At 64.1% G+C, this 24,776-nt stretch carries 31 protein-coding genes; 16 read left to right on the forward strand and 15 right to left on the reverse strand.

The window, feature by feature from the left end:
• Position 1 precedes the first annotated feature (1 nt).
• The 14 genes from BX591_RS28785 to sctC all read right to left on the reverse strand — a co-directional run bounded on the left by BX591_RS28785 (position 2) and on the right by sctC (position 10,731).
• The gene (locus tag BX591_RS28785) at positions 2–742 is read right to left on the reverse strand and encodes an EscU/YscU/HrcU family type III secretion system export apparatus switch protein (protein ID WP_111934717.1); all 741 of its coding nucleotides are present in this window, start codon (positions 740–742) and stop codon (positions 2–4) included.
• Complete coding sequence (locus BX591_RS28790; RefSeq protein WP_244147150.1) at positions 739–1,488, reverse strand: EscT/YscT/HrcT family type III secretion system export apparatus protein; 750 nt, start codon at positions 1,486–1,488, stop codon at positions 739–741. Before BX591_RS28790 ends, BX591_RS28785 begins: the two co-directional genes overlap by 4 nt.
• Positions 1,485–1,760: a type III secretion system export apparatus subunit SctS gene (gene sctS, locus BX591_RS28795; RefSeq protein WP_111934719.1), complete on the reverse strand. Its 276-nt coding sequence runs from the start codon at positions 1,758–1,760 to the stop codon at positions 1,485–1,487. Before sctS ends, BX591_RS28790 begins: the two co-directional genes overlap by 4 nt.
• Positions 1,757–2,401: an EscR/YscR/HrcR family type III secretion system export apparatus protein gene (locus tag BX591_RS28800; RefSeq protein ID WP_111934720.1), complete on the reverse strand. Its 645-nt coding sequence runs from the start codon at positions 2,399–2,401 to the stop codon at positions 1,757–1,759. The genes sctS and BX591_RS28800 overlap by 4 nt, the downstream gene beginning before the upstream one ends.
• Positions 2,398–3,369, reverse strand: a complete 972-nt coding sequence (locus BX591_RS28805) for a FliM/FliN family flagellar motor switch protein (protein WP_111934721.1) — start codon at positions 3,367–3,369, stop codon at positions 2,398–2,400. The genes BX591_RS28800 and BX591_RS28805 overlap by 4 nt, the downstream gene beginning before the upstream one ends.
• Entirely contained in the window at positions 3,366–4,223 is an 858-nt protein-coding gene (locus tag BX591_RS28810) for a FliH/SctL family protein (protein ID WP_208644754.1), read from the reverse strand. The genes BX591_RS28805 and BX591_RS28810 overlap by 4 nt, the downstream gene beginning before the upstream one ends.
• Positions 4,217–4,879, reverse strand: a complete 663-nt coding sequence (locus BX591_RS28815) for a hypothetical protein (protein WP_244147151.1) — start codon at positions 4,877–4,879, stop codon at positions 4,217–4,219. The genes BX591_RS28810 and BX591_RS28815 overlap by 7 nt, the downstream gene beginning before the upstream one ends.
• Complete coding sequence (gene sctJ, locus BX591_RS28820; RefSeq protein ID WP_244147152.1) at positions 4,876–5,952, reverse strand: type III secretion system inner membrane ring lipoprotein SctJ; 1,077 nt, start codon at positions 5,950–5,952, stop codon at positions 4,876–4,878. Before sctJ ends, BX591_RS28815 begins: the two co-directional genes overlap by 4 nt.
• Positions 5,952–6,263 (reverse strand): acyl carrier protein, encoded by a 312-nt coding sequence (locus tag BX591_RS28825; protein WP_111934722.1) that lies wholly within the window; start codon positions 6,261–6,263, stop codon positions 5,952–5,954. Before BX591_RS28825 ends, sctJ begins: the two co-directional genes overlap by 1 nt.
• Entirely contained in the window at positions 6,263–6,727 is a 465-nt protein-coding gene (locus BX591_RS28830; RefSeq protein WP_244147153.1) for a tetratricopeptide repeat protein, read from the reverse strand. The genes BX591_RS28825 and BX591_RS28830 overlap by 1 nt, the downstream gene beginning before the upstream one ends.
• A 69-nt stretch (positions 6,728–6,796) precedes the next feature.
• On the reverse strand, positions 6,797–7,165 hold the full coding sequence (locus tag BX591_RS28835) for a hypothetical protein (protein WP_111934723.1): 369 nt from the start codon (positions 7,163–7,165) through the stop codon (positions 6,797–6,799).
• Positions 7,166–7,180: 15 nt separating this feature from the next.
• Entirely contained in the window at positions 7,181–7,441 is a 261-nt protein-coding gene (locus BX591_RS28840) for a hypothetical protein (RefSeq protein ID WP_111934724.1), read from the reverse strand.
• Entirely contained in the window at positions 7,419–8,516 is a 1,098-nt protein-coding gene (locus tag BX591_RS28845) for an FHA domain-containing protein (RefSeq protein ID WP_111934725.1), read from the reverse strand. The genes BX591_RS28840 and BX591_RS28845 overlap by 23 nt, the downstream gene beginning before the upstream one ends.
• On the reverse strand, positions 8,506–10,731 hold the full coding sequence (gene sctC / locus BX591_RS28850; protein ID WP_111934726.1) for a type III secretion system outer membrane ring subunit SctC: 2,226 nt from the start codon (positions 10,729–10,731) through the stop codon (positions 8,506–8,508). Before sctC ends, BX591_RS28845 begins: the two co-directional genes overlap by 11 nt.
• A 439-nt stretch (positions 10,732–11,170) precedes the next feature.
• On the opposite strand from sctC, the gene BX591_RS28855 reads away from it, so the two are divergent.
• The 12 genes from BX591_RS28855 (at position 11,171) to BX591_RS28910 (ending at position 20,511) form a co-directional block, all read left to right on the forward strand.
• Complete coding sequence (locus BX591_RS28855) at positions 11,171–11,461, forward strand: ribbon-helix-helix domain-containing protein (protein ID WP_244147155.1); 291 nt, start codon at positions 11,171–11,173, stop codon at positions 11,459–11,461.
• A gap of 160 nt (positions 11,462–11,621) precedes the next feature.
• Entirely contained in the window at positions 11,622–12,020 is a 399-nt protein-coding gene (locus tag BX591_RS28860) for a hypothetical protein (protein ID WP_111934728.1), read from the forward strand.
• A 112-nt stretch (positions 12,021–12,132) separates the two neighbouring features.
• A complete protein-coding gene (locus tag BX591_RS28865) occupies positions 12,133–12,744 on the forward strand; it encodes a hypothetical protein (RefSeq protein WP_146749823.1) in 612 nt (203 codons plus the stop codon).
• Positions 12,745–12,837: 93 nt separating this feature from the next.
• Positions 12,838–13,731, forward strand: a complete 894-nt coding sequence (locus BX591_RS28870; RefSeq protein WP_111934730.1) for a DMT family transporter — start codon at positions 12,838–12,840, stop codon at positions 13,729–13,731.
• A 226-nt stretch (positions 13,732–13,957) separates the two neighbouring features.
• The gene (locus BX591_RS28875; protein WP_244147154.1) at positions 13,958–14,524 is read left to right on the forward strand and encodes a TIGR00645 family protein; all 567 of its coding nucleotides are present in this window, start codon (positions 13,958–13,960) and stop codon (positions 14,522–14,524) included.
• Between the two features lie 56 nt (positions 14,525–14,580).
• On the forward strand, positions 14,581–16,116 hold the full coding sequence (locus BX591_RS28880; protein ID WP_111934732.1) for a fumarate hydratase: 1,536 nt from the start codon (positions 14,581–14,583) through the stop codon (positions 16,114–16,116).
• Positions 16,117–16,322: 206 nt separating this feature from the next.
• On the forward strand, positions 16,323–16,802 hold the full coding sequence (gene bfr, locus BX591_RS28885) for a bacterioferritin (protein WP_111934733.1): 480 nt from the start codon (positions 16,323–16,325) through the stop codon (positions 16,800–16,802).
• Positions 16,803–16,958: 156 nt separating this feature from the next.
• On the forward strand, positions 16,959–17,858 hold the full coding sequence (gene murI, locus BX591_RS28890) for a glutamate racemase (RefSeq protein WP_111934734.1): 900 nt from the start codon (positions 16,959–16,961) through the stop codon (positions 17,856–17,858).
• Between the two features lie 238 nt (positions 17,859–18,096).
• Complete coding sequence (locus tag BX591_RS28895; RefSeq protein ID WP_035551619.1) at positions 18,097–18,333, forward strand: (2Fe-2S)-binding protein; 237 nt, start codon at positions 18,097–18,099, stop codon at positions 18,331–18,333.
• Between the two features lie 251 nt (positions 18,334–18,584).
• Positions 18,585–19,316, forward strand: a complete 732-nt coding sequence (locus tag BX591_RS28900; protein WP_111934735.1) for an energy transducer TonB — start codon at positions 18,585–18,587, stop codon at positions 19,314–19,316.
• A gap of 27 nt (positions 19,317–19,343) precedes the next feature.
• Positions 19,344–20,075 carry a MotA/TolQ/ExbB proton channel family protein gene (locus tag BX591_RS28905; protein WP_111934736.1) on the forward strand — a complete coding sequence of 244 codons (732 nt, stop codon included), beginning with the start codon at positions 19,344–19,346 and terminating at the stop codon, positions 20,073–20,075.
• Between the two features lie 16 nt (positions 20,076–20,091).
• A complete protein-coding gene (locus tag BX591_RS28910) occupies positions 20,092–20,511 on the forward strand; it encodes an ExbD/TolR family protein (RefSeq protein ID WP_111934737.1) in 420 nt (139 codons plus the stop codon).
• A 410-nt stretch (positions 20,512–20,921) separates the two neighbouring features.
• Here BX591_RS28910 and BX591_RS28915 read toward each other — a convergent pair whose 3' ends face one another.
• Positions 20,922–21,908, reverse strand: a complete 987-nt coding sequence (locus BX591_RS28915; RefSeq protein ID WP_111934738.1) for a LysR family transcriptional regulator — start codon at positions 21,906–21,908, stop codon at positions 20,922–20,924.
• A 122-nt stretch (positions 21,909–22,030) separates the two neighbouring features.
• Between BX591_RS28915 and BX591_RS28920 the strand changes: the two genes are divergently transcribed.
• From BX591_RS28920 to hemP, 4 genes are all read left to right on the forward strand, one after another.
• Entirely contained in the window at positions 22,031–22,909 is an 879-nt protein-coding gene (locus tag BX591_RS28920) for a pirin family protein (RefSeq protein ID WP_111934739.1), read from the forward strand.
• A gap of 233 nt (positions 22,910–23,142) precedes the next feature.
• Positions 23,143–23,541 (forward strand): OsmC family protein, encoded by a 399-nt coding sequence (locus BX591_RS28925; RefSeq protein ID WP_111934740.1) that lies wholly within the window; start codon positions 23,143–23,145, stop codon positions 23,539–23,541.
• A gap of 78 nt (positions 23,542–23,619) precedes the next feature.
• Positions 23,620–24,102: an SRPBCC family protein gene (locus tag BX591_RS28930; RefSeq protein WP_111934741.1), complete on the forward strand. Its 483-nt coding sequence runs from the start codon at positions 23,620–23,622 to the stop codon at positions 24,100–24,102.
• Positions 24,103–24,307: 205 nt separating this feature from the next.
• On the forward strand, positions 24,308–24,568 hold the full coding sequence (hemP, locus tag BX591_RS28935) for a hemin uptake protein HemP (protein WP_111934742.1): 261 nt from the start codon (positions 24,308–24,310) through the stop codon (positions 24,566–24,568).
• Positions 24,569–24,776: the final 208 nt, after the last annotated feature.

Genomic DNA, 24,776 nt, shown 5'->3' on the forward strand with positions numbered 1-24,776 from the left:
GTTATTGATTGAGCTCCCGGTGTAGCTGACGGCGACGGCCCTTGACGTGCGGATCGCCTTCGTCGTCGCGGAATTCGCGTTTGATTTCGTTCTTGTCCATGCGCATATTGCGCAGCCACAAAAAACGCTGGATGAAATAGTCGGCGAGGGCCGGTGCGATCTGCGACGCGGCCATCCATGCGAGCAGATGCGAGTGCGACGTCGCCGTGAATCCGAGCAACGCCGGCAAGGCGAACCCATAAATCGGCGCGAGTTGCCGCAACCACGCGACCAGCGCCTGCCCGAACAGAAACAGCAGGACCGTGAATTGCAGCAGCGTGAGCGCCGTGTCCCACACGAGGCGCAGGCTGAACATCTGCTTGAGGCCGTTGAGCGGATTCAGCCGCTTCAGATCGGGCTTCACGCGCTTCATGGCGATAAGCCCACGGGTCTGGATCAGTTCCGGCACCACGGCGGCCAGCACGCCGACGCCGAGCGTGCTCAGCACCTGCGGCAGGAACGCGGTCAACAGCGCGAGGGTTCGGGCGAACCGGTCGTCGAACGGCAGGCTTGCGTCGAGCGTCGTTATCGCCGCGATCAGCTGCGTGCCCCGCGCGTAGAGATGCGGGGCTTCGATGAACAGATACAGCCACCAGCACAGGCCGCTGAACGCGATGCTCAGATGCGTGCTCTTCGCGGTCTCGCCGTCGTCACGCGCGCGGCGCAGCCGTTTGGCGGTCGGCGCTTCGCTCTTGTCGCTCATGGCACATACCGCCAATGAATCAGATGCGTGAACACGATCTGCAACTGCGCGAACAGCGCGGGCACGCTGAGCATCGCGGCGAACGAGAGGATCATGGCCTTGACGGTGCGCGCGGTCGCGAACGGATTGAGCCGTTTGGCGTGGCGCGTCATCAGGCCGAACGCGACGTCGATCAGCAGCACGAGACCGAGCAACGGACTCGCGAGCCGCAAACCTTCGGCGAACGAGCCGGCTAATGAAGCCGTCGTGTCGCGCAGCGCGACCTGGCGGAACATCTCGACCAGGTCGACGCGCCAGCGGCCCGGCGGCCACAGCACCCAGGCGTCGGTGAAGAAGCCGAACAGCAGCGGCAGGCCGGGGCCCGTGAACATGGCCAGCGCGGCGAATTGCGAGAACAGCGTTTCGAATAGCGCCGCCTCCTGCTGAAAGTGCGGATCGTAGATGGCCGCGCTCGAATAGCCGCCCTGCTGATCGAGCACCGCGCCGGCCGCGGCCGCCGCATGAAAGATCGTGCCGAGCAACAGGCCGAGCACCGCACCGGTCGCCGCTTCGACACACAAGGCCGGCCATGGCTCGGCCGGCCAGCCGACCTGCTGCGGCAGCATCGCCAACGCGAGCAGCATCGGCACGCGCAGCCGAACGCCCAGCGAGCCGCTCTGCCCGAACGGAATCAGGAACAGCGCGACGGCGGGCCGGATCGTGCAGAACGCGTAACCCGCGAAATAGCTCATGTAGTCCGGGTTCAATGCAGACGCCCCGCCGCGATGAAGGTGAATACATGCGCGAAAAAACGCGCCATTTCGCGGCTGGCCCACGGCGTGGTCATGATCAGCACCACGCCGACGCAGATGATCTTCGCGCCGTAAGGCAGGCTCTGATCCTGGATCTGCGTGACCGACTGCAACAGCCCGATCAACAGACCGACGATGGTCGCCACCGCGAGCGCGGGCAGCGACAGCCAGAACACCAGCATCAGCGCGTCGCTGGACAACGTGGCGAGAGACGGAAGCCCGTTCATTTGACGTAACCCACGATCAACGCATGCATCAGCTTCGAGATACCGGACACCGACACGAAGATGAACAGCTTCAACGGAATCGACACCGTGCTCGGCGACAGCATCACCATGCCCATCGCGGTGAGCACGTTGGCGACCACCAGATCGACCACCAGAAAAGCGATATAGAGCAGAAAGCCCGCCTCGAAGCCGCTCGATATTTCGCCGATCAGGAAGGCCGGAATCAGCAGGCTGAGATCGGTCTCGCGGGCGTCGCGCGCCGGGTCGATACGCTTCACCGCGCTCACCAGAAACTTGCGTTCGTCGGGCCGCGAATGCGCGAACATGAATTCGCCGAGCGGACCGCGCACCGCCTCGAACAACTCGGCGGGACGCGGCAACTGGAACTCGCCGCTGTCCGCGCCCGGCAGCGCGGCCTCGATCTTCGACAGGGTCGGCGACATCACGACCAGCGTCGCCGCGAGCGCGATGCCCGAAATCGCCATGTTGCTCGGCGCCTGCTGCACACCGAGCGCGGAGCGCAGCAATGTCAGCACGATGCTGAACTTCGTGAACGAGGTCGTCATCACGACCGCCAGCGGCAGCAGACCCAGCATGAAAAACATGCCGATGGTCTGCAACTGGTCGAATTGAGCGGTCATGCCGGCCGGTCCTCCTGGGTCAGCCGGGTCACGCGCACGCCGAGCGAGCCCTCGATCTCGATCAGCTCGCCGCGCGCGAACGGAATGCCCTGGCACAGCAACGTCACGGTTCGCTCGCGGGCGGGCAGCCGGAACGCGACGATCGAGCCCTGCCGCAAATGCGCCAGCTCCGCCACCGAGAGCGACAGCGTGCCGAGCACGGCGTCGAACGCGAAGGTCAGGGAGTCGATCGGCAGCAGTTCGCTGGTCACTTCGACGGCGGGCGTTTCATCGTTCAGAACCTGGTCTATCAAGGTGTGCTCCTCAGTGAATTTCAAAAGAATCCGGCACGCGCCGAGCCGCAACGGCACCCGCAGAAAACACGCGTGACGATCGAACAGCAGCGCGTCGCCGGCCGCGAGCTTGCGCAGGCGCGGCAATGACAGCGATGGGCCGGGCAGGCAGATCGGCAGGCGCACGAACAGATGGCGCAGCAGCGCATCGACCGGCGGCGGCGCGGGAATATGCAGACGCAGCCAGGCATCGACCGCCGGACTGCGAAACGAGAAATGCGCGGTCCGGCCGCTCGCCATCTGCGTGACGGCGATGCCATAGGCGCCCGCTTCGGGAACGGCGTCGAAGCCGACGCCGGTGAGATCGATCGTGAAACCGAACAGGCCTTCGAGCGCGCAGAGCCAGTCGCTCAATGCATCGGCGACATGCGTCAACGCGGCGGCGCCGAGCGTGCCGGGGACTTCCGCGGCGAGTTCGGGCAGCAGCGCGCCGGCGTCACAGGCGGCGCTGAACGGCACTTGCGACGCCACACCGGATAGGCGCAACGGATAGCGCGCGCGGCACGGCTCGAATTCGAGCGTGAAGGCGCGCCTCCCTGCGCGCACGATGCGCGGCGTACCAAAGTGCCGCAGCGCGAGGTTGTGACGCTCGGCGTCGACCAGCGTGAGGGTTTCCAGGTCGGGCCAGAGAGTCATGCGGCCTCCCGGGTGAAGACGCGGCGAACGATTTGGGCCCGAGGGTCGGTTGGCGTTGGCGTTGGCGTTGGCGTTGGCGTTGGCGTTGGCGTTGGCGTTGGCGTGGGCGTGGGCGTTGGCGTGGGCGTTGGCGTGGGCGTCGGCCGTGTCGCTACCGGCGCGGCCAGTATTGCCATGGTCTCCCGTACGCCCTGCCCGATCGTATCGAGCGTCGTCCGGCCGACGCCGTCGTTGAGGTCATAGTTGCGCAACACCGCGGCAACGCCCTCGCGAATACCCCGTTCGAGCGTGCGCAATTGCACCGTCAACCCCCCATCGATCACACCGGCCTCGGTCTCGATCACGCACGAATGCGCGGGCAATCCCGCATCGGCGAGCACGGTGCAAAGCGGCGCGCCGAGTTCGCGCTGAAGCGTCGAGGTCAGCCGCGCGGTGTCCGCGAACACGGCCGGCGCCACGCGTATCGACACGAGCCGTTGCGATTGCGCCACCGCGACGGCACGACGCAATTGATGCGTCAACGCGGCCGACGGCGGCAGCGCGCCGACGATGTCGTTCACCACCCCCAACACGATCTGCGCGAGCCGCTCCTCGAGACGTTGCGTGACGAACGCAGCCGCGGCGTCGCGTCCCGCGTAATCGCGCAATGCGGCCAGCTTGCCGGCTGCGTGACCGTGACGCCACGCGCGCCGTTTCAGTTCGCGCACCTGCGCGCCGAGACGACCGCGTTCGCGTGCCGCTTCGGCGGCGCGCTGCGCTTCAACGGCGCGCAGCCCGTCGAGCGACGCCAGTTCATCCGCGCTCACATGCCCATCCGATTCGATGTGCCAGGCACCCATCCGGCAGATCAGCATCGTGGAACCTCCATCAAAAGTTTCGCGTCGGCCAGCAGCGCGGCCGCACCGGCCGCCGACAGGTCGCGCACGCCATAGCGCTGCGCGGACTGCGCGACCTCGCGCGGCAGCCGCAAACTCCACCAGAACGCGTGGCGTAAATCCACGTCCGCCCGTTGCACCAACGCCAGCCCGAGCGCCGTCATGTCGTGCCGATCGAACGGCGACGCGGCCGGTTCGACATTCACATCGGCCACGAGCGCGCGCGGGTGCCGCTGGATTGCATTGAGCAGGCGCGGCGCGACGCTGGCGGCGAACGCCGTATGCGCCTGTGCGGCCACCACGCGCCGCAGCGAACGCGCCAACGCGAGCGCCGCGACGACCCGGCACAACCGCGCGCACGCCGGCCGCGGCCAGACGGGCAATACGGACGACGCGTCGGCAAGCGCCACCTCGGCCAGTTGCGGATAGCGGTCGAACAGGAAAGCGTGGGCGGCACGCGCGCTACGCTCGTTACGGACCGGACGCGCCGCTTCGAGCCAGCTGTGATGCGCCCAGTACGCCGGCACGCATCGACCGGGCGATGCGGAACCGGCTTCGATGGCGGTGCTCGAATGCGGGCCGCCCGGCGACTCTGCGGGGCGCGGCGCGGATAGCCGGACAGGCTGCAGAGTCATGCGTCGTCTCCGTGGCGGGCCGAGGATCGGGATTGGCTACCGGTGGCGGAGCCGGGATTCGCGGCATCTGCGGCTTTCGCGGCACCAGCGGCACCAGAGGCATGCGCGGCATTCGCGGCATCTGCGGCACCAGCGCTAAACGGGGCACCCGCGCCGCCCGCGTCGTCTTGCGCGGCGCCGTCATCGCCATCGGTGCGCTCGCCGTCGCGGTGGGCGGTGCGGTCACCCGTTTGTCCGCCCTTGCCCACGCGTCCCGGTAACTCAACCGCCCGCGTGGCGCTCGCCCCACTGCGCGGCGTGCGCCTGAACCACGTGCGCCGTCCCGAGCGCCACAGCCACAGGAAGCCGGCCGCCAGCGACACGACCAGCGCCAGCACGGCCAGCATCGCCGTGGCGCGCGACGGGCCGCTGCTGGCGTCATGCACGCAGTCCGTCGTGGTGACGCCGCCCGCGGCGCTGGCAACATCGGCGCCTTGTCCGCAGTTGCCGGGGAACGTCAGCACCGGCGTGACCGGCAGCAGCGTCAGCGAGACGCGCGCGGGCGTCAGTCCTTCGACACTACCCGCCACGATCGCTCGAATCCGGTCGCGCAACAGGTCGAGGTTGTAGTCGCTGCGGTACCGCATCATCACGGACGCCGACGGCAACGTGTCCTGCGCGGGATCCATCGGGTCCTTCTGCGGCAGCACGATATGCACACGCGCGAGCAGAACGCCGTCCACTTTTTCGAGTGTCTCGGACAGCTCCTGCGAGAGCCCGTACACGAAGCGCACGCGATCCTCCTCGGGGCTCGAAATCAGCCCCTGGCGGCTGAACAGGTCGCCGAGATTCGCGTGGCCGCCACGCGGCAGCGCGTAGGCGCTCGCCAGTTCCGTGGCGATCACCGCGTCGTCGTCGTCGACGGAGACGTTCCACGTCTTGTCCGCGTTGCGCTCCTTGTAGCCGGTGATGCCGTGGTGGCTCAACGCCGCCACGATGTGGTTCGCCTGGTCCTCGTCCAGGCCTTCGAACAACGAGGTTTTGCAGCCGGCGAGGAGCAGCAGGAGCGGCAGCACGATCAGGGCGCGGCGCATCAGCTTCGCTGCGACAGCGTCTGGATCGCGCTGCCGATCTGGTCGGCGACACGCACCGTCATTTGCACGCGCACCGCGAATGCGCCCATGTCGGCCTGCAAACGCAGCAGGTCGACGGTCGAGACACGGCCGGAAGCGAGCCGGCCGAGATCCACCGACAGTTGCTGCACGGACAGGTCCTGCGCGTCCTGGGCATGCGCCAGCAGGCGCTCCATCAGCGCGCCGGGGCCGCCGGCGCCGGGCTCCGCGGGCGACATCGGGACCGATGCGCCGGCAGGCGCCGGTAGCGTTGTGATCGGAAGTTGCAACATCAATACCTGCCTCGAATAGTCAGTCGTTCAATGGTTGAAAGGGGCGCCGCGGCGTGAGCGGGAGGTGCCGCGCCGGCCGCGAGTGCAGAGTTGGCGTTGGCGTTGATAAAAGGCGCGCATTCCGGCAGCTTCAGAAACGCCATCGCCATCGAACTCGCGCTGGGCTCGTCGCTGCCGACCACCTTCATCAACGTGCGGGCCCCCAGTGCGTAATGACCGTCGAGCACCTGAGTCGTACCGAGCCACGCACACGCGAGCGCGTTGTCCGGCACGACCGCGAGCGCGCTCGCGAATAGCCGTGCCGCGCCGCGATAGTTCGCCCGATCGACCTCGACGAGCCCCAGCCCGAGGTACGGAAAAGCGCGCTGTGGATAGATCAGCGCGAGCCGCTCGAACAGATAGCGCGCGTCGTCGAAACGGCGGTAGACGCGGGCAAGATGACCGATCGAGATCAGCAGTTCCAAGCTGTCTTCCTGCATCTGCATGAATTGCCGAAGACGCCGTAAAGGCGTCCCCGTCCTGGTTGGAAAGCGTTATCGGGTGTTTTGCGCAACCGCCTTCTGCGAATCGTTGACGCTGTTCATCATGTTCGTCGCGGCGGAGTTAAAGGTGCTGAGTTCGCCCACCGCCTGCTGGGCCCGCAGCATCTCGACGTTTCCCTGATTGCTGCCTTGCGCGGCATTGGTCTGCTGACCGCCGAACTGTTGCATCGCGCTGTCGGCGTTCTCGGCGCTCTGCAACGTGTTGTTGACCTTGTTGTTCTCCTTTTCCAGGATCCGCTCCAGCAAACCGAGCAGTCCGCCGGTGGAGAGGCTTTGATTGCCCGCGAGGGCGGAATTGGCCTGGCCAGCAGCAAAATTGCCAGCCCCTGCACCAAAGGGCGCATACACACTCATCGGCATGATCTATAGTCCTTACTATTTACTACGCGCGTTGACGAAGCTCGCGCTTCGCTCCACCACCTGTCGAGCGGCGCGTAAACACTCGACAAGAAGAATCAGTTCCTTTCTGAGAGCCGGCGACGCGTTCGGCATGGCGTCGGTCAAACGATCGATTTCCGCCGTCAGCTGGCCGACGATCATCGTCCGGCCCGCACCGCCGCCTTCGGCGAGTTGGTCTTCGATCGGCAGATCGCCGAACGCTCCGAGCGTGCTTTTACCGGCATTTTTCGGGGGCATGAGCGGCCTCCACAAAGAATTCATAGATCGAGCCGTCGTCGTCGCGCGTGACCTCCGCGGCGCAGGCCGAGAGTCGGCTAACGCGCCCGATCGGCAAGCGCGCGCCGACGAAGTAGCGCACGCCCTGCGCATCCGTCAGCCACGCCGCATGACGGCTCGTGAGCAGATTCAGGCCGAGCGCGTCGAGCGGCACGCGCACCCGTTCGCCCTGCTGCGCGTGACCGGGAAAAGCAAGCTCACGCAGGCCACTGATCTCGGCGCGCGCGAGACGCGCCACGCGTGCGTAATCCCAGGCATCCGGGGACAGAAATCCGTGAACGTCGGGCAAGCGCGCATTGAACGCGCCGGGCTGGGTGGCGCGCACCTCGGCGCCGCGGTAATAGCGCGCGAGAAATTCGCCGACCTGCTCCTGTAATTGCGCGAGCACGAACACATGCATCACCGGCGCCCGCTGCCGCGACCAGGCGTGCGCCGTGAGCGCGGCGAGATCGGTCGCGGACTGCACATAGCCCTCGTAGACCAGCGCGCCGGTCTTCGCGTCGACGTGCGTCGTCACCAGCCGGAAGGTTTCTTCGTGACGCGTGAGACGCGGTTCGACAGACGGCGATGACGAGCCGAGCCACGCGAGCATCGCGAACGCGACCGGTACGCCGAAGGCCGTCGCCTTCGTCACCGGCGCGGCGTCGGACCAGCGCTTCGCGACATAGCCCAATGGCTCGTGACGCAGCAGATACGCACGTTCGGCGTTCCGCGTAAGCGCCGGACCCGGCGTATCGCGGCCAGCGAAGCGGAACGTCACGGCGGCCACGGAAAACCACGCGCCGCGTTGCATCCGCACGTGGCGTCCCGGTGTCAGGCGTCGGCCGAAAACCGCCACGCCGTCGTGCTGCGCCACCAGCGAGAGCGTGCCGCCCTGCAACTCGACGGTGGCATGCAAGGGTTCGACGCCGTCGTCGATCACGATCAGGTCCGCGTCGCCGCCGCTGCCGATTCGCAACGGCTGCCCGGCGGACAGCACCATGCTCGCGCCGGTATGCACGCCGTCCATTACGACGATCTGCGCGTCAGCGGTCATCGCGGGTCTCCCATGGCATTTTTTGCGCGAGCGGTAGGCCGGCGGACGGCGGCGAAGCGGACGGCGCGGACGGCTGCGCGAGCTTGCGCAGAGCTGCGTCGACGGACGGCGTGGGTGGCAGGAACTGAGCAGACGGAACAGGTTGCGCAGGTTGCACGGGCGACGCGGATTGCACAGGCTGCGCGGGTCTCGCGGGTGGGAAAGACTGCACGGGCTGCACGGCCGGCGCGGGTAGCACAGGCACCGGTTGCGCGAGCGGCGCCATCGCGAGTAACGCGGCGACGCCGTCCGTTGCCGGCGCCGCGACGGCAAACGGAGTCGCCGCGTCTGCGCCGATAGCCGCGACACTAGCCGCCCCACTCATCGCGCTGGAACCGGCCAGCGTCACATTCGGCGCACCGGCGCCGGCGCTACTCTTCAAACGCGGCGTAATCAGAATCAACCGCTCGAGCCGCTCGTGCGTGGTCGCGGTATCGCGGAACAGCGCACCGAGGTAAGGCACGTCACCGAGCACGGGCACCTTCGACGCCTTGCGCTCGCTGCGCTCGTACTGATAGCCGCCGATCAGCAGGCTCTCGCCGTCGCGCACGATCGCCTGCGTGACGACCGAATGGTTGTCGACCTGCGGAATCCCATCCACCGACGACGTCGTGTTGAACGCGCCATCGTCGATCTGGATGTTCAGCCGGATATTGCGGCGTGGCTCACCGCTCGCTTCGATGTTCGGCGTCACCTTGAGCGTCAGGCCGGTGTCGATGTTGTACAGATCGACGGCCTGATTGCCCGCGACCCGCACGTACACCGAACTGCGCGAGGTCAGCGCCGCTTCCGTGTTGTTCAGCGTCAGCACGCGCGGACGTGACTGCACGCGCGCCTCGCCGGTGTTCTCCAGCGCGTTGAGCTGGGCGAACAGGTACTGCGCGGAGTTCCCCACCAGTGTCGCCAGATTCAGGCCGGCCGCCGCGCTGGCCGGCGTCATCAGCGCGGCCGCGTCGAACGAGAGCGGTGCGCTCGCCGTTCCGGAAGCGCCGTTGATGCGCCCATTCGCGCCGCCCCAACCGACGCCCAGCGAGCGCGCCGCGTTCGACGACACGTCGATCACCACCGCGTCGATCTCGACCAGTTCCTGCGGTTGGTCGAGCATGGCGATCGCCCGCTCGTAGTTCGGCATGGTCGACGCCAGGTCGCTGATGATCACCGCGTTGGTCCGCGCGTCGGCCACGATGTTGCGGCGCGCGGGCGACGCAGCGCGCGGCTCGCCTCCTTCGAGCTCGGGCAACGGCGCGGCGGCGCCCGCGGCGCCCGCCGGCACACTCGCCATCCCGAGCCCGAGCAGGCTCGGCAGCGGCGGCGGGCCGCCGCGCGCATTGCGCGCTTCGGTCCGCGCCGCCGCGCGGGCATCCGCCTGCGCGTCGTCGGCGCGCGGACGCGGCGCGTTGCTTGGTGCATTCCCTGGGGCATTCCCCGGCCAGTTATCCGCCATCAACTGACGCAGCAACGAAGCGACGCCCGGCATCACCCGTTCCTGCGACCCGACCGTGTAGCGAATGTCCTGCGCTTGCGCGTAGTGCAGCGGGAAAATCCGGATCACCGGGTCTTCGGGATTCGGCGCGACCGTGGTCTGCCGCTGCGCCTGGTCGATCGCCTCCGCGACGGCCTCGACGAAGCGCGACGGACCGGCCACCTTCACGGTCGTCGCCGAATATCGGATCGGCAGACGGGCGTCGTCGAGATCGAGATTGCGCAACAGCGAGGCGACCGCCTCCCGAGTCATGGGCGCGAACGGGATCACCCGGCTGCGCACGTCCGCTGCGGTCGTCACATGCATCGCCTTGCCGTCGAAATACCAGACGAGTCCGTAGGCCTCGGTCAACTGCGTGAACACGTTGCCCGGTGTGTCGTCGAAGCGGGCGTTGACCGCCCCTTTCACATCGCGGCCAATGTCGGCGTTCAAACCCTCGACGGCGAGCACGTCGCGCAGCACGTCGGGCAGCGGCGCGCCGTTCACCGCGTAGTGAATCGGCGTGCCGTGCCATGCGGGCGTCGCGGCATGGGTCGACCCGGGCAGTGCCAGCGATGCCAGCGGCAACAGCACCCAGGCCATCCCGAGCGCACCCGCGAGGTGACGCGGGACGGATCGGGCCGCATACGGCAACCAGGGCGGTGGGCCGTCGCCTTTCCGGACAATCGAATAGTTGCGCGACATCATAAGCATTAAAAATCCCTGGCTACGTTCATTGACAGCGTTGTAGAGAATTTAATGGCGACAAGCCGATGCCGGGTAATACACATGTAGGACTGGAGCGAAATGCCCAAATGCCTTGACTCGAATAGCCACTACGCCTGATTACCACCATTAGGTGCACGGATGAATCCGACGATCCGACTTATCCTGAAATAAAGCCGGCTTATCCAGAAAATACGAAAGAGATAAAAATATCGGCACGTCGTACCCCTGTATGACCCGCCTCGTTCACAGAGAGAGAGGATTGACAAACCCGCTAATCGATTAATCCGATCATGAAAAACGACCCACTTAATCTACCTCGCAGCGAATTGCGTTCACGGCTATTTTTTAGTGATTTTTCTGGAGCCAGTCATTTTATTTCAACAGGCTCACGTCAGATTCCTACACGCAACTTCGTATGGGAATGATGAGGTTTTGCAATTTCGCGCCCGGGCTTGCCAGACCTAAGCTACGTTCGATCAGAATTAACGGTTTTGCAACCTGCTTGCGACTCGAGGAAATCTATTGGCGAATCATCGAAGAAATAGCGCGGCAGGAATCTCTGACCGTGGGAAAACTGATTTCCAAATGGGCGCTTGAAATCGATATGACGCAGGAAACGATCTGTAATTTCACCGGATTCGTCAGAATTATCTGCGTCACGCAAATACTGCAGCAGACCTATCCGATCGATATGAAGACGATCGCGCCTAAATAATCATTCATTTAGCATAATTCAGCACCAAGGAGGTCCACCGAACCAAGCGCGCCATTCCATTCACTCATGAACACACGACAACAATCGATCACCACGCGCAATTGCTCACGCAAGAAACGCAACTGAACGGTTTAATTTCTTATCAAGGATTTTTCTCACTATGGCGAATACGATCGACAATTTCGGCAACAACATGCCGTACGATTTTGGCGATACATCGATGCCGCAGCAAACCGGCATGCAGTTCAACGCAAAATTCAGCACCGTGCCGATGTTCCCGCCTGATAACGACGGCGGGGTCGACGGTGCAGGCGGCGCCGGCGGTGCCGGCCGCATGCGGCCGCCTTTTGCGATGCCCGACCAGAACTTCGGCGCGTCGATGCTGCAAGGCACCGGAGCGGGCGGCGGCGCCGGCGCGGCGGGGGCAGGCGGCATCATGAACATCCTCAAGTCGGTCCTGTCGACCGTGATGCAACTGGCGCCGCCGCTGCTCGGCATGGTGGGCGCGTTGCTGGGCGGAGCGGGCGCGCAAGGCGGCCAGGGGAACGGCACCGCCTGACGCCATTCTGAAAACCAACCGGCCGCCACGTTTTTCCGCTGGCGGCCGGCTCCGGGGCGGCGTCGCGATACGCCGCCCCTCGCGCCTACCCCGCCTTTCCTTTCCGAACACAATGAATACTCTTCGCGGGCTTGAGCCCGCCGACCGCCTGCGGCTCGATACGCTGGTTCGACGCGCCAACACGGAATGTCAGCCGGCCATGACCGATTTCATCGGCGGCGGCCATCGGCACATCAATGAAGCGCTGCGCAACGCCTTGCCGCCCGACGCCGCCGTGCAAGGGTTTATCGACGCACTTGCGGTCATGGCGGATTACACCGTTACGTCGTACCGCGTGTCGCACATCACCCGAACCGGTCTCGCCGCGTTGCAACGCGGACACGCGCGACGGTTCGCCGATCCCGGCGCGCAATGTGCCTTCGTGTTGCCGCGCAATGCGGCCGCGTGGGCGCTGCGAACGGCGGCGGCGTCTCCGCGCGACGGCCTGTGCGAGCTGTACTCGATCTTCGACGAGTCGGTCCCGCAAAAGAATCTGTCGAGCGCTCTGCTCGCGGATCTGGTCGTCGTGCCGCCCGGCACGACGCTGTGCCTGACGGCACTGCGCTTCGTGGTCAGGGCGGGGGCCGCCAACGCCGGCCGCTCGCGCGTGGTTGCCCATTTCGCCGGCGCGGAGCCGTCGGACGCGGCGCGCTACGACCTCTTCAGCGGCGCACGACACCGCTGAAGCCCGCGCGGCGCTCACCTGCAAGCGGCCGTGCGAGTCGGCGACCGGTCCGGTAAACTGCGGCGCGCCGTGCACTGATCCGGATTTCCCGACTTGAACCGCTACGCCCTCTTTCTCATTACCTCGATGCTGCTGGTCGGCACCAATGTCGGCATCGGTAAATCGATCGTCGAATTCGTTCCCGTGCCGTTGTTCGCGCTGCTGCGCTTCGTGATCGCGATGGCGGTGTTGTGGCCGTTGCTGCGGGTGGCCAAACTGCGGCAGGTCAAACGCGGTGAGTGGTTCAACCTGTTTCTGCAGGCGCTGTTCGGTACTTTCGGCTTCACGCTGTTGATGCTCGGCGGCGTGCAGCGCACCAGCGCGGTCGCCGCCGGTGTGATTACCAGCACGATTCCGGCGGTCGTGGCGCTGCTGTCGTGGCTGATTCTCAAGGAACGCCCGAACGGCCGCGCGCTTACGTCGATCGCGCTGGCGATCGCCGGCGTGATCGTGATCAATCTGGCGCACGTCGAGCGGAACGCGGGTGGCGAGACCTCGTTGAGCGGCAACCTGATGATCCTGGGCGCGGTGTGCTGCGAATCGCTCTACATCATTCTGTCGCGCCGTCTCACGCAGACCCTCGCGCCGCTCGACATCTGCGCGTACACCCATCTGTTCGGCCTGTTGCTGATGCTGCCGCTCGGCGCCGGCGCGCTCGTCGGGTTCGACTATCGCGCGGTGCCGGCGAGCGTGTTGACGCTGGTGCTGTGGTACGGGCTGTCGGCCAGCATCTTTTCGTTCTGGCTATGGATGAAGGGCATCCGCCACGTGCCGGGCAGCCTGGCGGGCGTGTTTAGCGCCGTGCTGCCGGTGGCCGCGGCGATCTATGGCATCGCGTTTCTCGGCGAACGGCCGACGCTTGCGCACGGGATCGCGCTCGCCTGCGTCCTCACGGGGATCGCGCTCGCGAGTCTGAAGCCCGCACGGACGTCGCCTGTGGCGTCTTGATACAATAGCGCGCCCGTCGCGGACTTTTCCGGCCAGCCGTTGGCCGTTCTCCGCGCCCGCCTTGTTTGTGTCTTTGTTGCGTTTATGTCTTCGCCTCGTTTGTGTGGTCGCTCCGTGTGCCCGGCTCGCCGGCCCGGCGCATCGAGGCCGTATTCCGTCACCTGCGTTTCATCCGACTCCGCCTATGTCCGCTCCGCGCCCCGATTCAGCCCGCACGCGTCGCCCCATGCGCCCGCTGCCCGCCATCATCTTCATGAGCCGCTGGCTGCAGGTGCCGCTCTACCTGGGCCTGATCGTGGCCCAGGGCGTCTACGTCGTACTGTTCCTCAAGGAAGTCTGGCATCTCGTCACGGCGTCCATGACGCTCGACGAAACCAACATCATGCTGGTCGTGCTCGGTCTGATCGACGTGGTGATGATCTCGAACCTGCTGATCATGGTGATCATTGGCGGGTATGAAACCTTCGTGTCGCGACTCGGCGTGGAGGGTCATCCGGACGAGCCTGAATGGCTCGATCACGTGAACGCCGGCGTGCTGAAAGTCAAATTGTCGATGGCGCTGATCAGCATCTCGTCGATTCATCTGCTGAAGACCTTTATCAGCCCCGACCAGAATTCCACGCACACCATCATGTGGCAGGTGATCATCCATGTCGCCTTCCTCGTGTCCGCGCTGGTCATGGCGGCGGTCGACCGCCTCACCACCAGCACGCACCCAAAACATTTTCAGGAACCCGCCGGTTTGCAGGCGCTGGGTTCCAACGGTTCCACTCCCCTGAAGGCGCACGACTGACCCGCACTGCCCTGCGAGTCTGACTATAAGCGCCCATTGTCCCCACTGAGCTAGCCATGACCGTCATCAAACAGGAAGATCTGATTCAGAGCATTGCTGATTCGCTTCAGTACATCAGCTATTACCACCCGCTCGATTACATCCAGGCCCTGGGCCGCGCGTACGAACTCGAACAGAGCCCGGCCGCGAAAGATGCGATTGCGCAGATTCTCACCAACAGCCGCATGTGCGCCGAAGGCAAGCGCCCGATCTGCCAGGACACCGGCATCGTCACGGTGTTCGTGAAGGTCGGCATGGACGTGCGCTGGGCGAGCGAGTCCGGTTCGGCGACCATGGGTGTCACCGACATGATCAACGAAGGCGTGCGCCGCGGTTATCTGAACCCGGACAACGTGCTGCGCGCGTCGATCGTGAGCCCGCCCGAAGGCGGCCGCAAGAACACGAAAGACAACACGCCGGCCGTGATCCACTACGAGATCGTGCCGGGCAATACCGTCGACGTGCAAGTTGCGGCCAAGGGTGGCGGCTCGGAAAACAAATCGAAGTTCGCGATGCTGAATCCGTCGGATTCGATCGTCGACTGGATTCTCAAGACCGTGCCGACCATGGGCGCGGGCTGGTGCCCGCCGGGCATGCTCGGCATCGGCATCGGCGGCACGGCTGAAAAAGCCATGGTGATGGCGAAAGAATCGCTGATGGACCCGATCGATATTCAGGACGTGATCGCCCGCGGTCCGCAGGACTGGATCGAAGAACTGCGCGTGGAACTGCACGAGAAGGTCAATGCGCTCGGCATCGGCGCGCAGGGTCTCGGCGGTCTCGCCACCGTGCTCGACGTGAAGATCATGGCCGCGCCCACGCATGCCGCGAGCAAGCCGATCGCGATCATCCCGAACTGCGCGGCGACCCGTCACGCGCACTTCACGCTCGACGGTTCGGGCGTGGCCAAGCTCGAAGCGCCGTCGCTCGACGCATGGCCGAAAGTGCAGTGGGAACCGGACACGGAGAAGAGCCAGCGCGTCGATCTGGACACGCTCACGCCGGAGCAGGTCGCCGCGTGGACGCCGGGCCAGACGCTGCTGCTGTCGGGCAAGATGTTGACGGGCCGCGACGCCGCGCACAAGCGCATTGCCGACATGCTGGCGAAGGGCGAGAAGCTGCCGGTCGACTTCACGAACCGCGTGATTTACTACGTCGGCCCGGTCGACCCGGTACGCGACGAAGCCGTCGGACCCGCAGGCCCGACCACCGCCACGCGCATGGACAAGTTCACCGAAACCATGCTGTCGCAAACCGGCCTGATTTCGATGATCGGCAAAGCGGAGCGTGGCCCGGTGGCGATCGAGGCGATCAAGAAGCACAAGGCCGCGTATCTGATGGCCGTGGGCGGCGCGGCTTACCTCGTGTCGAAAGCGATTCGCAGCGCGAAGGTGCTGGCCTTCGAAGACCTCGGCATGGAAGCGATCTACGAGTTCGACGTGCAGGACATGCCGGTGACCGTCGCCGTCGATTCCAACGGCACCTCCGTGCACCAGACCGGCCCGAAGGAATGGCAAGCGAAGATCGGCAAGATTCCGGTCGCAACGGTTTGAACTTGTATTGAGACAGGTTGAGTTCTTCAACCGACAAATCTCAAGCCGGGGTCTCATACCCCGGCTTCTTTTTTGCATGAAATGAGAACGGTACTCATCACGCAAAAAACCTTCAAAATCAAGCATAAAACTGCATTTTTGCCTTGGCTTTTTGCGCTTCGCCGTTTATTGTTCTGGGAAATTCAAATCCCCTACAAGGACATCTCATGCAAGGCGACAAAAAGGTCATCGAATATCTCAACTCGCAGTTGAAGAACGAACTGACCGCGATCAACCAGTACTTCCTGCATGCGCGCATGTACAAACACTGGGGCCTCGAAAAACTCGGCAAGCATGAATACGACGAGTCGATCGGCGAGATGAAGCATGCCGACTGGTTGATCGAACGCATTTTCATGCTCGACGGTCTGCCCAACCTGCAAGACCTGCACAAGCTGCTGATCGGCGAGGAAACCAAGGAAATTCTCGAGTGCGATCTGAAGCTCGAACAGATCTCGCAGAGCACCTGCAAAGAAGCGATCGTGTATTGCGAATCGGTTCGCGATTTCATCTCGCGCGAAATCTTCACGAAGATTCTCGACGATACGGAAGAGCACATCGACTGGCTCGAAACGCAGATCGATCTGATCGGCAAGGTCGGTATTCAGAACTATCAGCAAACCGCCATGGGCCCGATCGGCTCCTGAGCGAAACGAGCTGGAACACGCCGCGCGCCGGCTCATGAGAATGCGCTTTGCCTGCAGCGTTCTTCATGACCTGCGCCGCGCGGGCGATATACTTGCGCACCGCCCTGTTTTGCTGAGTTTTTGTTGACTGCTGTGCCGCGCGCGTCCTCTCCGTTTATGCCTACAGAATTGCCGTCCACGAATGTTCGACCTGTTACCGCCGCTGCGGCTGCGGCTACGTCGGGCGCGCCGGTCGGCATTTTCGATTCGGGTCTGGGCGGGCTGTCGGTGTTGCGGGCGGTGCGGGCGCAACTGCCCGACGAGGCGCTCCTGTATGTGGCCGACTCGCTGTACGCCCCTTATGGCGAACGCGACGACGACTTCATCGCCGACCGCACGCTCGCCATCGGCGAATGGCTGGTCAAGCAAGGGGCGAAGGCGCTGGTGGTCGCGTGCAATACGGCGACCGCGCAATCCATCGCGCTGGTTCGCGAAAAGCTGTCCATTCCGCTAGTCGGTGTCGAACCCGGTATCAAGCCCGCCGCGCTGCAGTCGAAAACCCGCGTGGCCGGCGTGCTCGCCACACAAGTCACGTTGCGCAGCGCGCGTTTTCAGGCGCTGCTCGATCGCTACGCCTCGGATTGCCGCTTTCTCTGCCAGCCTGGCCACGGACTCGTGCAGGCGGTGGAACGCTGCGACGTCGACTCGGCGGAGTTGCGCGCGCTGCTGCGCAGCTATCTGGAACCCATGCTCGAGGCCGGCGCCGACACGCTGGTGCTCGGCTGCACCCACTACCCGTTTTTCGATGCAACGATTCGCGACCTCGTCGGCGACCGGCTGACGCTGATCGACACGAGCGTCGCCATTGCACGCCAACTCAAGCGCGTACTCGACCAGCACGGTCTGCGCGCCACGCCGGCCGACACCAACGCCCCCGCTCTGCCCCGCTTTTATTCCACCGACGACGGCGCGCATCAGAAGCAGCTCGCCGCCACGCTGTTGCACCTCGACGCCCATGTCGAACGGGTGCTGATCCCTTCGCGCCGCACTGCCGCGCCGAACTCCCAAGCCGCATAAAACGGCTCCCACACGGCGCCTTCCGCGCCGCCGAGGGACTTTTTGCCTACTTTTGCGGCAGTTTTTCGCCTGATTACGCGTTTTTTGGGCTCCATGGGCCCCGCGCGCCGGATTCCGTCCTATAGACGAAACCCTTCTAAGAGTCTGGTTTTGTTACAAAAAATCATGCAGGACGCTTGCCAAACGCCCCAAACAAAATGATAATAATTCGCATTAACGTTAGCTATGACGCCCTGCCATGATTGTCTGTGTCTGCAAGTCTGTTTCTGACCGAAAGATCCGTGCCTCGATCGAAGACGGCATGGACTCGTTCGACGAGCTTCAGTTCGAGCTGGGCGTCGCGTCCTGCTGTGGCAAGTGCGCCGAGTCGGTGCGCGACGTCATGATGCAAAGCGGCGTGTGTGCCAGCCGTTGTGGCTTCGAGCACCATCCGCAGGCTGTCCCGTTGACGTTTTACGAGCGCAAGGCCGCCTGAGGCCGCGTTTCACGCGCGGCTCCGGCCGCGCCCACATCGCGCCCGCTCCGCTCGCTTCACGCTTTATCCCACTGCCGTCAGCAAGCCAGTATCCGTACCAGCCAGCTAGCCCCCGCTCATCCGTTGAAAAGGAGTTTGAGATGGAATTGCTGATTGGTTTCGTGACTACTTTGTTCATTTCGCTGCTGATCTTCCGAACATGACGATGTCTTGTCTGACGCGCTGTTTCGACAGCGCGCCGCCACGCTAACATGCAGGCCTCGCATACCGTTTCAGCCGGCGTCACGCCGGCGCCATCCGCCCGAATGAATTCACGCGCCCTGACCGCGATAGCCGCGGTTGCGGCGATTCACGTCGCATTGCTTGCCGTGATCCTGACATTACGTCACGAGCCGGTCCAGCCGGTACTCGAATCGCACGTGATGACGGCGCAGTTGCTGCCGCCGGCGCCACCGGCCGCGCCGGTCGCGCTGCAATCGATCGCGCCGCCGCCGCCCAAGCCAACGCCGCCGGTTCATACCAAGCCCAAGGTCAAACCGACTCCAACGCCCAAGCCGACGCCCACGCCGTTGCCGCAAGCAGCCGCGCCGTCGCCGACAGCGATTGCGGCGCCGGATCCGACGCCGCCCGCGCCTGCTGCACCGGCCGCGCCGCCGGCCGCCGCCGCACCCGCGATCGCCCGTCAGACGATGGAGATCGCCGCGCCGAAGAACGTCTCGCATCTCGATTGCAACATCGTCCGTCCCGATTACCCGGCGTTGTCGAAGCGACGCGGCGAAACCGGTACCGTCTACGTCAATTTCGTGGTCGGTCTGAGCGGAAAAATCGAGAACATCGAACTGAAGAAAAGCAGCGGCTTCAGCCGTCTCGACGACGCTGCGGTCGACGCCATTCGCTCGAGCACGTGCAAGCCCTATCTCGAGAATGGTCAGCCGGTTCGCGCGGCGCACACCCAGCCTTACGACTTCAATCTGAACGATTGAGGCAGAATTTAAAAACAAGGAATTGCAATGCAAAACTACGGATTGGCGCACGTGTGGGCGCAAGGGGATTTCGTGACGCGCGGTATCGCGCTCGCGCTGATGATCATGTCGGTGATGTCGTGGAGCGTGATCGTCATCAAGGCCTGGAATGTGATTCGCCTGAAGCGTCTCACGAAGAACGCCGAGCAGGCGTTCTGGCATTCGGACGATCTCGCCGACGGCGTGAAGAAGCTCGGCGCGGAGTCGTCGACGCCGCAGGACAACCCGTTCCTCGCGCTTGCGTTGTCGGGCCAGGAAGCGGCCGATCACCATCATCAGACGCAGCCGCATCTGCATGACCGCATGGACGTGTCGGACTGGGTCACGCGCTGCTTGAAAGACACCATGGATGAAAGCGTCGCGCGTATGCAGAGCGGCCTGGCGATTCTCGCGTCGATCGGCAGCACGGCGCCGTTCGTCGGCTTGTTCGGTACGGTGTGGGGCATCTATCACGCGTTGCTGGCGATCGGCGCGAGCGGTCAGTCGTCGATCGATCAGGTTGCCGGCCCGGTCGGCGAAGCGCTGATCATGACCGCGTTCGGTCTGTTCGTCGCGATTCCTGCGGTGCTCGGCTACAACGCACTGACGCGCGCGAACAAGGCGCTCGTCGCCAAGCTGAGCCGCTTCGCTCACGGTCTGCACGCATTCTTCGTGACGGGCGCGCGTTTGTCGTCGTCGAAGCGTGGCGACGGCCTGCGTCTCGCGACTCGCACCCACTGATCGACGAGGCACTCCGATGGCAATGAGCCCTTTCGCCAGCGACGACGACGACGGCCTGATGAACGAAATCAACATGACGCCGCTCGTCGACGTCATGCTGGTTCTCCTGATCGTCTTCATGGTGACGATTCCGGTGATTCGTCACGCGGTCAAAATCGATCTGCCGCACGCGAGCAGTCAGAAGGAAGACACGAAACCCGCGCAAGTCACGGTCGCGATCGACGCGGGCGGCAACGTGCTGTGGAACGACCAGAAGGTCGACGAAGCGGCGCTGAGCACGAAGATCGCGCAAGCCGCGCAGGCGGATCCGCAGCCGGAATTGCATCTGGACGCGGACCGCAAGGTGCCGTACGAGAAGGTGGCCGAAGTGATGTCGGCGGCGCAGGCCGGCGGCCTCACCAAAATCGGTTTCGTGACGCAACCCAAGAGCAAGTAGCGCAACCTTTGCGCTGCGTCGAGGGTAGATGTTCAGCTTGAAATTCGCCCGCCGAAAACGACAGAAAAGCCCTTAAAACAGGGGCAAAAAGTAAAAGGCCTTCATCGCCAGATGAAGGCCTTTTTTTGTGCGCACTCGGCGCCTTCGGGCGGCAGGACTACTTGCCATCATTCGAAGATTGATAGCTCGTCGTGTCACTGCATGCGACAGCCGTGATCGACACGGACAGCGCGGTCAGCCCTATCAGGCCGGCTATCATAGCGGCCATGAGTTTTCGCATAAGAGACTCCTTAGCGAAGGGCTTTCAATATAGGCCTGCCAGCGCGCGCATTCAAGCAAACCGTCATTGAAAGTACTCATGACAGCCCGCGCTTAAATGCTAAAAGCGATGCCGTGACCTGCAAGCACGGCTACGACACCGCCGCCAGCATCGGCTGGGCCGCGGCCTTCGCCTCACGCGCGGGGCACTCGCCTGCAATGTGCTTGCCCTCGTCCGGATCGAGCATTTCGACCAGATAATCGACGAATGCCCGCACGGCCGGCACCATGCCCTGCCGCGACACGAAAACCGCGTACAACTGCGGCGTCGGAAACGTCCAGCCCGGCATGACCGGCGACAGTTGTCCGGCGCGCAACGCGGCGCCGTACATCATCTCGGGCAACGCGGCGATACCTACGCCGGAAAGCGCTGCTTCGCGCAGCATCATGAGGTCGGCGGTGACGAGACGCGGCTCGTGTTCGTGCGCGTGACGCGTGCCGTCGGGCGAGATCAGATTGAACACGTGACGTCCGTCGCCGCTCGGCACGTCGAGTGTTTCGAAACGGCTCAGATCGGCCGGCAGCAGCGGCGGCGCATTCTGTTGCAGCAGGCTCGGCGCGCCGACCAGCATCTGTTGTGTGCGCCACAGCGGCCGTACCACGATGTTGGCGCTTTCCGGCGGATCGGAGCGCACGCGCAACGCGACGTCGATCGAATCCTCGAACAGGTCGACCACGCGATTGGTCACGCGCATCAGCACGCGCACTTCCGGGTAGCGATGCATGAATTCCGGCAGGATCTGCGACATGATGGTCTGCGAGATCGTAACCGGCACACTGACGCGCACCGTGCCACGCGGCGACGAGCGCAACTGCTGCACGACGTTGACGGCCGCCTGCGCCTCGCTCAACATCGCCTGACAGTGCTGATAGAACAGTTGCCCGGCTTCCGTGAGCGCCAGCTTGCGGGTGGAGCGCTGCAGCAGGCGCACGCCCAGCGACGCTTCCAGCTCCGTCAGACGGCGCGACAGGCGCGACTTGGAGATGCCCAGCACGCGCTCGGCGGCGGAAAAACCGCCATGTTCGACGACCTGCGAAAAATACATCAGGTCATTCAGATTGTGCGAATCGATCTTCATCTCATCGTTCCATTAATAGAACAATCCATTGCGTAGCGGTGGCTGGCACCCCTGAAAACGGTCCCTATAATAGCTCCATGTTTCAAAAATAACGCTATTCCCCATTTTTTGAGGTGACTTTGATGAGCACGAGCCGCACGATCGAACGCACGTTTCCCGCTGTTCGCACGACCGAGGGCGGTGGCTTTATCGTCCACCGTCCGTTTCCGACCCGCCTGTTGATGGACTTCGACCCGTTCCTGCTGCTCGACGAAATGGGGCCGATCGACTACGCGCCGGGCGAGGCCAAAGGCGCGCCCGACCATCCGCACCGCGGCTTCGAAACGGTCACGTACGTGCTCGAGGGCCAGTTCGGTCACAAGGATTCGGCGGGCCATTCCGGCACCCTGCACGCCGGCGACGTGCAATGGATGACCGCAGGCGCAGGCGTCGTGCACAGCGAGATGCCCGACCCGTCGTTCGTACGGACCGGCGGACGTGTGCATGGCCTGCAGTTGTGGGTGAATCTGCCGCGCCGCGACAAGATGATTGCGCCGCGCTACCAGGAAATGCCGTCGTCGAGCATTCCGGTGGGCACGTCCGCGGACGGCCAGGTGCGCGTCAAGGTGATCGCCGGCGAAGCGCTCGGCGTGAAGGCTGCAATCGAAACGCGCACGCCGATTCTCTATCAGCATTTTTCGCTGCAGCCAGGCGCGACGATCCGGCAGCCGGTGCCGGCCGACTATCGCGTGTTCGCTTATAGCCTGTCGGGCAAGGGCTTTTATGGCGAAGGCGACGCGCGCCAGCAAATCGACGCGCGGAAAATGGTGGTGTTTCAGAACAATGGCGATTGCGTCACGTTGACGGCCGGTGCCGAACCGCTCGAAGTGCTGTTGCTCGGCGGCGTGCCGCTGAAGGAGCCGGTGGTGCGCTACGGCCCGTTCGTGATGAACACGGAAGACGAGATCCGCCAGGCCGTGGTCGACTACCAGGCCGGGCGGATGGGCGCGATCACGCACTGAGTGTTTCGCAAGGCAACGTAGGTTGGGCGGGTCCGGCTTGCCGCGTTTGCTCCGTCGCTCGCACTGCGGTTGCGGCCTCACGCTGCCTCACTCGCGCCGCCCGCCAGAACCGCTCAGCCCGGTCACGAAGCCTGTCGAATTCGTTCACAATAGCGATTCATTCCGCGCGCCGCGCCGTTTATCCATAACGGGACGCGGCGCGCGGCAATTTCCGTCCCTGTTCAGGAGCGCGCATGGCAGAGTCCACCGTCACCGCCCACATCGGCTCGACGAATTTCCAGGTCCTGTTGGACGACGGCAAGCATACTTGGCTGGCCGACGAACCCGAGTCAGCCGGCGGCGGGGACCGCGGTCCGACGCCCATCGCGATGCTGCTGTCGAGCCTCGGCGCCTGCACGTCGATCACGCTGAAGATGTACGCCCAGCGCAAGGAGTGGGCGCTCGCCGACGTGCGCGTCGAGCTCTCGCTGACAAGCGGCGACGCGGGCACGACCATCGACCGCAAGATCGTGCTGGAAGGCGATCTGTCCGACGAGCAGCGGGAACGGCTCTTGCAAATTGCCAATGCGTGCCCAGTTCACAAGATCCTCACGCATCCGATCACGATCCGTTCGGGCCTCGCCGTCGCGTAACGAGGCAGTGGCGAAGAGCGCTTCGCCGACGCGGCGTGGACCGCACGTATTGCAACGCTTTCATAGGAAGCCGTCGTTTTGAATTTCGAACACCTTATCCAGATCAACGACCCGTTGAATCCGTTTGTCGACTCGATGACCCCCGCGCAACTGTGGGAAGGTCTCGTGCTGCGCGCCGAACAGCCGCAACTGTTCGTGATAGGCCTCGACAGCTGCACGATCCTGTCGCGCGCCGGCAATGTCATCGAGCGGGAGTTGCACTACGGTCAGGCAACCGTTCGTGACCGCGTCACGCTGCAGGACGGCCAGAGCGTGCGCTACGACATTCTGCCGACCGCAGACCACGTCGGCGGCTCGCTGACCATGACCATCGAGCAGCCGGACGAGTTGCAACTGTTCCTGCGCTTCGAATACGCAACGACGCTGCCGGAGTCGGCGGATCCCGACGCGCATCAGACGCAGGAGATCGTCAAGTCGGCGTATCGCGAGAACGATATCGATACCGTGCGGTTGATCCGCCAGTACGTGCAAGCGAAGCAGGAACCGGGTTCCTTGCATTGAAGCTCTGAAGCACGCGCGGGCGCCCTGCCCGCGCTACGCCGCATGCGCACAAGACGGCCCGTCGCGGCGGTCGCTCATCTCTCCGCAGTAACCACCTCTGTCCCTTTTGCTATCGAAACTCAAAACCGATGAGTTTCTCTTTCTTGTAAATGGGAATAGTTATCATTTAGAATTAATCCATCGAATCGACCAACAGCTAAAACGAATGACCGATCTCACGCGCCCTTCCACACTCAGCCTGCGCCGCCCGGCGGCCGCGCTGACCAGCCGTCCGAAACCGTCGACGGCAACGGCAACGGCGGCAAAGCCGGCGGCGGATCGCGCCAACGGTTCAGCGGGAACGCCGGATCGAGTCGTTCGCAGCGACGCTTTGCTGCAGGGAAATAGTCACGTCAGCATTCTGCACAATGGCGAAACCTACCAGCTGCGAGCAACGCGCTTAGGCAAGCTGATTCTGACGAAGTAACACCGAACATAGCAGTACATACCGGGTATTGTGGGGACCACCTCCTCGAGAGGTGTTAGGCAGTAGCCAGCCACGACGGCTTGCACGTGAGAACTAGACCCCTTCGTGCAGACACCAAGCCAGCCGTCGCAGCAAGCCAGGCCGCTTTTTTTGGTTCTCACTCAATGCGGCAACACTGAACGTACGTGTGCCGGATATGCAGAAAATG

This window comes from Paraburkholderia bryophila, assembly GCF_003269035.1.
Classification (GTDB): Bacteria; Pseudomonadota; Gammaproteobacteria; order Burkholderiales; family Burkholderiaceae; genus Paraburkholderia; species Paraburkholderia bryophila.